The sequence below is a fragment of the Piscirickettsia litoralis genome (assembly GCF_001720395.1).
Lineage (GTDB): Bacteria > Pseudomonadota > Gammaproteobacteria > Piscirickettsiales > Piscirickettsiaceae > Piscirickettsia > Piscirickettsia litoralis.
On record NZ_MDTU01000001.1, the window covers coordinates 2939651 to 2947839 of the forward strand.

The 8189-nt window shown below is 33.8% G+C and carries 7 protein-coding genes and 1 pseudogene; all 8 read left to right on the forward strand.

What is annotated here, in order from left to right; translation table 11 throughout:
• Nucleotides 1-250 precede the first annotated feature (250 nt).
• A complete protein-coding gene (locus BGC07_RS14525) occupies nt 251-682 on the forward strand; it encodes a hypothetical protein (RefSeq protein ID WP_069313681.1) in 432 nt (143 codons plus the stop codon).
• Between the two features lie 4 nt (nt 683-686).
• On the forward strand, nt 687-1727 hold the full coding sequence (gene icmP, locus BGC07_RS14530; protein WP_069313682.1) for a type IVB secretion system coupling complex protein DotM/IcmP: 1041 nt from the start codon (nt 687-689) through the stop codon (nt 1725-1727).
• A 32-nt stretch (nt 1728-1759) separates the two neighbouring features.
• On the forward strand, nt 1760-2299 hold the full coding sequence (locus tag BGC07_RS14535) for a hypothetical protein (protein ID WP_235603273.1): 540 nt from the start codon (nt 1760-1762) through the stop codon (nt 2297-2299).
• 303 nt (nt 2300-2602) lie between these two features.
• A complete protein-coding gene (locus BGC07_RS22650; protein WP_235603274.1) occupies nt 2603-3367 on the forward strand; it encodes a hypothetical protein in 765 nt (254 codons plus the stop codon).
• Nucleotides 3288-5588, forward strand: coding sequence for an AAA family ATPase (locus tag BGC07_RS14540; protein WP_235603275.1), 2301 nt, complete (start codon nt 3288-3290; stop codon nt 5586-5588). The genes BGC07_RS22650 and BGC07_RS14540 overlap by 80 nt, the downstream gene beginning before the upstream one ends.
• The gene (locus tag BGC07_RS14545) at nt 5581-6333 is read left to right on the forward strand and encodes a hypothetical protein (RefSeq protein WP_069313683.1); all 753 of its coding nucleotides are present in this window, start codon (nt 5581-5583) and stop codon (nt 6331-6333) included. The genes BGC07_RS14540 and BGC07_RS14545 overlap by 8 nt, the downstream gene beginning before the upstream one ends.
• A 21-nt stretch (nt 6334-6354) precedes the next feature.
• Nucleotides 6355-7353, forward strand: coding sequence for a DotA/TraY family protein (locus BGC07_RS22655; RefSeq protein WP_069313684.1), 999 nt, complete (start codon nt 6355-6357; stop codon nt 7351-7353).
• Nucleotides 7292-8189, forward strand: a pseudogene (locus BGC07_RS22660) (DotA/TraY family protein); the annotation flags it as partial. The gene BGC07_RS22655 and the pseudogene BGC07_RS22660, both read left to right, overlap by 62 nt.

The window sequence follows — 8189 nt, forward strand, 5'->3', positions numbered from 1 at the left end:
ATTTGTAATTAAGATGTTTAGGCTTGAAAAACGAGATAGTCACAGAGTGACTGAGCTAATCGAACTTAAAATTGCGTAACAGTTACTATACTCACGAGTTTAAGTCTCCTGTATTATTTATCCAGAGAAGCACATAATGTGAACCTGTACAAACACTACAATTTATTTATAAATCAATAAGGCTTTGATTACTTTGTTCTATCTATTTGGGCATAGCTAAAGTTAGTAATATATTATTTTGAGGTTTTATATGAAAGATGATGAAGAGCAAAGTGGTTGTGATGACTTATCTAGTGAAATTAGTCAGTCAAAATCGATTGCTATATCATTAGGGGATCCTAGTATTTCTCCTGACTTTAAACCATTAATCAAAAAAATCGATCAATTATATTGTCAGCATATGCCGATAGTTATGCTATTGCATGCCTTATGTGACCGAATTAAGATTGCTATGCATGATTATAATCAAGGTGCAATGCCGCCGCTGTACCCTTTGATCAGTGTGCTATATTTAATTAATCCTAGACACACTCTTCCAATACTTATTGATTTTTTATCTTCTGATGACTCTGCTGTTGAACATATTAAAGATAATGCTAGACGCTTAGGATTAACCATGCTTAAGACAAAAGAAGAAGCATTAAATTTACCAAACTTAGCCAGCGAAGTTTCATTGGGTTAGTGTTATGAGAGAGAATCAAGGTGGTGTTCCTCATGTTATATATTATATAATTGTAATTTTTATAATTATATGCTCTATATATGTTTATTTTCATAATTACGTTGTAAATGTAATATTTTTTATTAAGTTATTCGAATTAAAAATAATTAACCTAATAACTGAAAATGTAGCTTATTTAATTAACTGGATTAACAACACACCAACCGAGGCTGTAACTGTACAAGATATATATGCTATATCAAATATTACAGGGTCGTACATTCGTTGGTTGGCTATTCCTATGAGCGCTATTAGTGTTTTATTGTTATGGAAGTTTCATCCAACGAATAAATTATCTGAAATTCACGATATGAAAAGCTTATTACTTTCAATGAGATTTAAGTTCTCAGAAACAATGCCTATTATAGGGAAAAATTTAAATAAAAAATCTGTAAGTGATGGGGCTTGGAAGATGGCATTGACTCCGGTAGAATTTATAAAAGAGAACAGATTATTATTAGAAAATAAAAAGATTGATCGTGATCTGGCAAAACATATTTTTACTAAGCAGCTAGGTAAGCCTTGGTCAGGTTCAAGTGGTTTGACTACCCTTGAAAAGGCTATGTTTGGCATTTTAGCTGCTTTTGCCTGTTATGATCGAGCTTCAGCAGAAAGTGCTATGTCTGATATTTCAATGTCAATTCAGGAAAAAAGTATAGATTATACCCTGTCAATAAAATTATATAATAAATATTATAACCATAAAAATATAAAAGAAATAATAAAATTAAACTATTATAATTATACGGTATTCTCTTCACTGTTGCAGGCGGCTCGTCAAAGCGGTATTGTTTCAACTGCGCAGTTTTTGTGGTTAAAAGAACAAGATCGTTCTTTGTGGTATTGCCTGAATAATGTCGGACGTCAAGCTGTTTTCATTGAGGCCGCAGGAATTCGATCACACTGGTTAGCTGAAAGCCATATAGGGGGGCCAATTGCTTTGCCAGTTATTCATAAGTCAATTGACGGTTTGGAAGATGCAATAAAAAATATTAGGCTTGAATAAAAATATGTTGAACTTGTCAATTAAATATTTTAGTGGAAATTATAATAAATTTTTTAACAGAAAAAATAGTAACTCTTTTGATAAAATATATTAAAAAATTTGTAGATAAATATAATGATAAATGCCAATTTTGTTTATTGCCCTGTTATGGGCATGCTGAGTTAGTTAATGTTGATAATAATTATAGTAATAATAAATCTAGCAACTTGGTAATCGCTTGTAAGCTTTGCGCTGATTGCCTGTTAATGGATCAATATGAGGTTAATTATTCTGGCAAGGATATATTGATATATTTACCAGAAATTAGTCAAGTTGATCTTAATATAATGGTTTCTTCTATTGCAAAAAGCATATACACTAGCGACGATAAAAATGAGGTGCTTAAAGCAAAGTCAATTTATTCTAGTTTTTCCAGCCGGTCTAGTATATTATGCAAAGCATTGGCTGTAGAGGTACCCCATCCTAGTCTATTTTCTTTGATGAAGTGTCATTCTTATAAAGAAAATGAATTTCTTGGAAGTATAAGGTTGTTAAGTAATCCCGTTAAAATTCAGCATATGGTTTGCTATTAAGCTTAGGATTTAAATTAACCTATTAGGTTATTTGATAGTTTCATGGTTTTAGGGTTTTGAGAGTGTAAGAGCTAGGGGTTGTTTCTTATAAAACTAATTGCGTAAGGATTACTATATGATTCAATGTTTATGAGTGTAACCTATAAATTAAACTTGATTAATTTAATGGCTTGACATGGAATATTATAGTAAAAATTAATTTTAACTTTAGTTTTGAATTTTTAATAATAAAATTACATTTAGTTATTAAATTATAGTTAATACTTTAATTTATATTTGAACTTAGAGTTTCTTGGATGTGATATGAGTTTAGTGGATAGGCTATTTGACAACACAGAAAGTTTTTTTGCATGGATTAGCTTAATCTTAAAGCAGTCACATGCATCTTATTGTGATTTAGAGACAGCAGATAGTAAGCATACTTTAGTGGCTAAAAATGCCTCACTTATTTCTATTATTAAAATTGATGGATTTAGACGTTTTGTCGGAAAAGCTGAGTTTGAACGACTTTGCCAGCAGTTCGTTGATTCGATACAGAGTTCTTTTGTATCAGATGGACACTTTATTCAGTTTTATTTTAATTATAACCCTGAGAGTGTCGCCTCTCACATTGACAGCGCTTTACAGGCTGCCGAAGAGACAGCTGAACGTATGGGGTTAAACATTAGTGATATTTTTTCTTCTAAAAGAAAGGTATTGGGAGATGTTTGTTCACATGAAGATTGTTTCTTGGTGATTTGGACAGAGCCTTCTGCCTTACCTGCTAAACATATTAAACTGGCTTTTAAAGAGAAGGCAAATAAAATCAACGCAGCAAAAATACCAAAGGCACGGTATGCGGCCAATATGTTTTTAGGCTTATCTGAACTTAGAAATTTGCATGATTCGTTAATTAGCACTGTGATTGAAGATTTACAGCAAATTGGCTTTTATATCAAGTTACTTGATGTGCATACGGGAGTTCGTGAAGCGAGAAAATCAATTGACTATGAATTTACTTCTCCTAAGTGGGAACCTTCCTTACCAGGAGATACATTACCAATACGATTGTCAGAGGATAAAACTTAAAAAGAATGGTGACCTTTCAGATATTCTTTGGCCTTCACTGTCATCACAAGTCATTCCACGTGAAGGGGAAAATCTTAATTTAAAAATAGCACGTGTTGGTGATACGCTTTACTATCCACTTTATATTGAGTTATTTCCAAAAAATATTAGGCCCTTTTATGATTTATTTAGGCGAGCAGCATTAGCTGATTTACCTTGGCGTGTTTCCTTTCAGATTGCTGGTAATGGAATTAAAGTAACACAATCAAAAAACTGGTTAGCGCAGTTTTTAACTTTTAGTTCATATCATAATAAATTAATTGTCGAATCACATAAACTATTGAAATATCTTGATGAGCGTGGCGATGATCCTATTGTTAAATTAAAGATGATTTTATTAACTTGGGCACCTGTTGGGCAAATGAATTTATTAAAACAGCGTTCAGCCAAGCTTGCCCAGCTTGCTCAAGCTTGGGGAGGTGCCGAGGTTAAAGAGTTTTATGGTGATCCTTATGCCGAAGTTTTATCAAGTGCGGTTGCTGTACGTAATAAAAGTGCGGCGGTTACATCTGGGGCGCCATTATCAGAAGTGGTTAAAATGCTGCCTATCACACGACCTGCTTCCCCTTGGAAGAAAGGTGCATTATTGTTTAGAACACCTGATGGTAAACTTTGGCCTTATCAGCCAGGCTCTAATCATCAGGTGAGCTGGATTGATATTATTTATGCACGTTCAGGTTCTGGTAAGTCAGTGCTTCTAAATAGTTTAAATTTGGGACTCTGTTTATCTCCAGGGCTATCTCAATTGCCGCGTATTGCAATTATAGATATCGGTCCATCGAGTAAAGGGTTTATTTCTTTATTAAAAGAAGGGCTCGCTGAAGATGAGAAAAATATGGTTCTTTATCATCGATTAAAACTTGAAGATGGTCATGCGATTAATCCGTTTGATACTCAATTAGGCGCCCGTTATCCAACTAAATTGCATCGCTCATTTTTAATTAATGTGCTAAGTTTGCTTTATGTTGAACGTGCGCAAGATTGTGTGCCTGATGGAATGTCTGGCATGTTGAGCTTACTTGTTGACGAGTTATATCGCCAATTTAGTGATGGTGAGCAGCCTAAACCTTATATTCCTCATATGGACTCTTATTTAGAAGAAAAAATCAATCAGATTAATATTGAAATTAAGCCTGAAATGAGTTGGTGGGAGCTTACAGATATTCTTTTTAATAAAGGCTATTTTGATTTGGCATTGCGCTCTCAAAAATATGCAATGCCCACTTTAGCCGATACAATTTCAGTAGCTCATTTTCATGGTATTAAAGATATTTATGCAAAAGTTTCTTTGGCAGGGAGCCAGGAAGATTTTATTTCTGCATTTTGTCGAACGATGTCAGCGATTATTCGCAACTTTCCAACCTTGACGAGCCCAACTCAGCTGAATTTGGAAAAAGCACGGATTATTGCTTTAGATTTAGAGGATGTTGCACGTTCTGGAAGTGCGGCTGCTGAGAAGCAAACAGCAGTGATGTATATGTTGTCTCGTCATGTGATGGCACAACACTATTTTTTACGACATGATGATATTCACTCTTTTCCTAAGCATTATCACAGTTATCATGAAAATCGCATACGTGAGATTTTAGAAGAGCCTAAGCGAATCGTGTATGATGAATTTCATCGTACCGCTAACAGCCCTTCCGTGCGTGATCAAGTTATTCAAGATATGCGTGAAGGGCGTAAATGGAAAATTCAAATATCTCTTGCCTCTCAAGCATTGAATGATTTTGATAAGCTCATGATAGATTTTGCAACTGGAGTTTTTATTCTAGATTCTGGCTCCACACAAAGTATTGATGAAACTTGCAGGGTATTTGGACTTAATGAAACAGAAAAATATGCATTAGCAACACGAGTTCATGGCCCTAAAAGTTCAGGAGCCACATTTATTGCCCAGTTTGTAACGAAACAGGGAGTTAACACCCAATTATTAACAAGTACGGTAAGTGCCGTAGAGTTATGGGCATTTAACACAACAACCGAGGATGTCTATATTCGTGAGTCACTTTATAAGCTCATTGGTCCAGAAGAGGCAAGAAAGCGTTTAGCCTTAAAATATCCTCGTGGGAGTGCAACAAAAGAAATTAGCACTCTAGTTGAAGAAAGCCATGATTTAACAGTGACAGATGCATGCGATATTATTTTAAATAATTTATTAAATGAGGTATATAATGGTTAATATTAACTTAACATTTTTAATTAAATATATTGCTGTAATATTAATAGTGCTAAGAAGTTTCTGTACCTATGCTGCCAATCCAATTTCTTTAGGGTTATTAGAGCAAAATTTAAATGCCATTATTGCTAACCGAAAAAAATCGATTTATTCAATGAATAAATCAAATAATTCATTAAACTCTGGAATTTTAACGGGTGATTTTGATAAAAGCTTACAAGGGTGGCAGGGAGAAAATAGCTCATCGAAGTTTGAAGAATATATTAGCCAACTAAAAAATGATAAAAATATTAATAATAGTATGCATACTTTGGTAGAGCAGCTACCTAATAATAGTTACCTTATGAGCTTAGTCAAAGGCGAATATTATAGCCAAGAAAAAGGTAGCAATATAGTAGGTGCGGGAATTTCACCGCAATCTATACTATTATCAACCGCTGTGCTCTCACAGATAAATGCTAGTGAAAAGACGAATAAAAAATTACTTAAATCAGTACAAACTCAATTAGGTTCGAATTGGTTTGATGGCCTGAAAGCTTCGACCAGAGATCAATTACTTCGAAGTATTTCATTGCAACTGTCAGTTAATAATTTAATGAATTATCAAAAGATACAGCTCCAGTATTTAAATGCATTGTTAAAAATAGCTTCATTAATGGATGATGGTAAGATTTCTTCACAGTTAGATAAAATAGCTGACAATCAATTATTGTTAAAAGAAAAACTTAATAATATTAATTATAAATAAATAAGAATAAAGGTAAATACTATGGTGTCATTAGTTCCAGGGCCTGTAGATGATCAATCTGTTTATTTTCTTTGGCAGATTTTTGGTAATATTATTTATTGGGTCTCAGGGTCCAATGCGTCAGAGCAAGACCCAACTGTAATTCATTATGTTATTTCAGCATTCAACTCAGGTTTGTTGTCATTATTATTAGTTATTTATGCTATTGTTATTTTTGTCGGAACCTTAAATACGGCACACCAAGGTGAGTTTCTAGGGAAAAATTGGTCGTCGATGTGGATGCCTTTACGTGCTATCTTTGGTCCTTTATGTATTGTTCCTGTTAAGTATGGTTTTTGCTTGGCGCAAATTGTTTTGTTATATGCTGTTCTTGTTGGTGTGCAACTTGCAAATTATGTGTGGAATAGTCTAGAAACCGATTTAGATCACACTGCTATTCCAGCAGTTCCTACCAGCCTATTAAATAGTGTAAAAGATGATGTAGGTAAAGCAGTGCTTTATCGGTCAGTGCAAAAGGTTGCTGGAAGTTTGGGGCTAAATACTGCAGATTTGCCTATAGCTTCATTTGCTAAAAATAAATATGAATGTAATGTGGATGCTGCTAACCAGTTTTATAATATAGATGGTGCTGCAACCTTTTGTGCGGCTTCACAATCAACTATTCCTACAACAATTTTGCCAAAATTGACTTCTTATGCGAGTCAGTTATGTCAGGCAAACCAATTTGATCAGTTCATTCAAGCTATGCGCTGGTTTTATCAGATTCCATATGATAAGAATGGCATTGAAATTAATAACCCGGGTATAGCAGGAATTTCAAGTGGAACACTTGCACAGCAATGTGTTAATGCTGTTACTTCATTATTGACAAGCTCTTCTGCTTCGACTTCGAAAAAATATAATTATAATTTTTCTGTTGCGGGTAAAAATCAAACAATTATTCTTAATTCTAGTCTAGGTGATAGTAATACTTTTAGTCAAGATAGTAGCACTGGCTCAAGCGAAAAAAATTTATGTTGATGCAAAAGGAAATATCGTCTTTAAATTTAATAATAGTGATTATGCGAACGGCACTGAAAGTAATTACTCGAGACAAGCAAATGAATCAACAGGAAAAATTGTTGAGAATTTGTATTCTAATCAGCTGACTCAAGCAAATAATAATCTAAATCAATATATTAACAGCTTGAATAAAAACCTATTAAACTTTCTTGAAACGTCACCAACGAGTACACCGCAAGGTATTGCTGATACGAATAACAGTTCTACAGGCCAAACTAAAAGTTATTACTCTGACTGTAAAAATTATTTGTTATCCAGTAATGACAATAAAGATTCAAATGAACTAACACTGCGCTATTTAGAGTGCTTGCAATTAGAAGCATCAAATCAAACCTATAGTCTTGTTGATAAAATTGATAAGAATTATCCATTTAAAAATTATATCAATAGTTGGTGGATTGGCGGTGAGAGTTATTTAGCGATTGATAAAATTATGAATAATAACTTAGAGTCAATGAAAAATAAACTTGATGAAGCACTGTCTTATCCAAGTATGAGTATTTTATCAACGATCCATTATAATATTCCTTTGCATGTACATTTTTACCCCATTGTTAATGGTGTGATACCTTATTATGAGAGAAAGTCTGATGGCCGCCAATATGCAAGTGAAATTAGTGCGGCCTCAGTTAATAAAACGGCAGGCATTATCTCTACCACTCACTCTATACCAAAAGGGCTAAGTATGGCATCAAGTAGCTGGGCAGATGATATTTATCAGGCTGTGCCTTCATGCACATCTGACAGTAGTACAAAAAAGTGTCAAAGTATTGAACAACTACAAGCCTACTTAA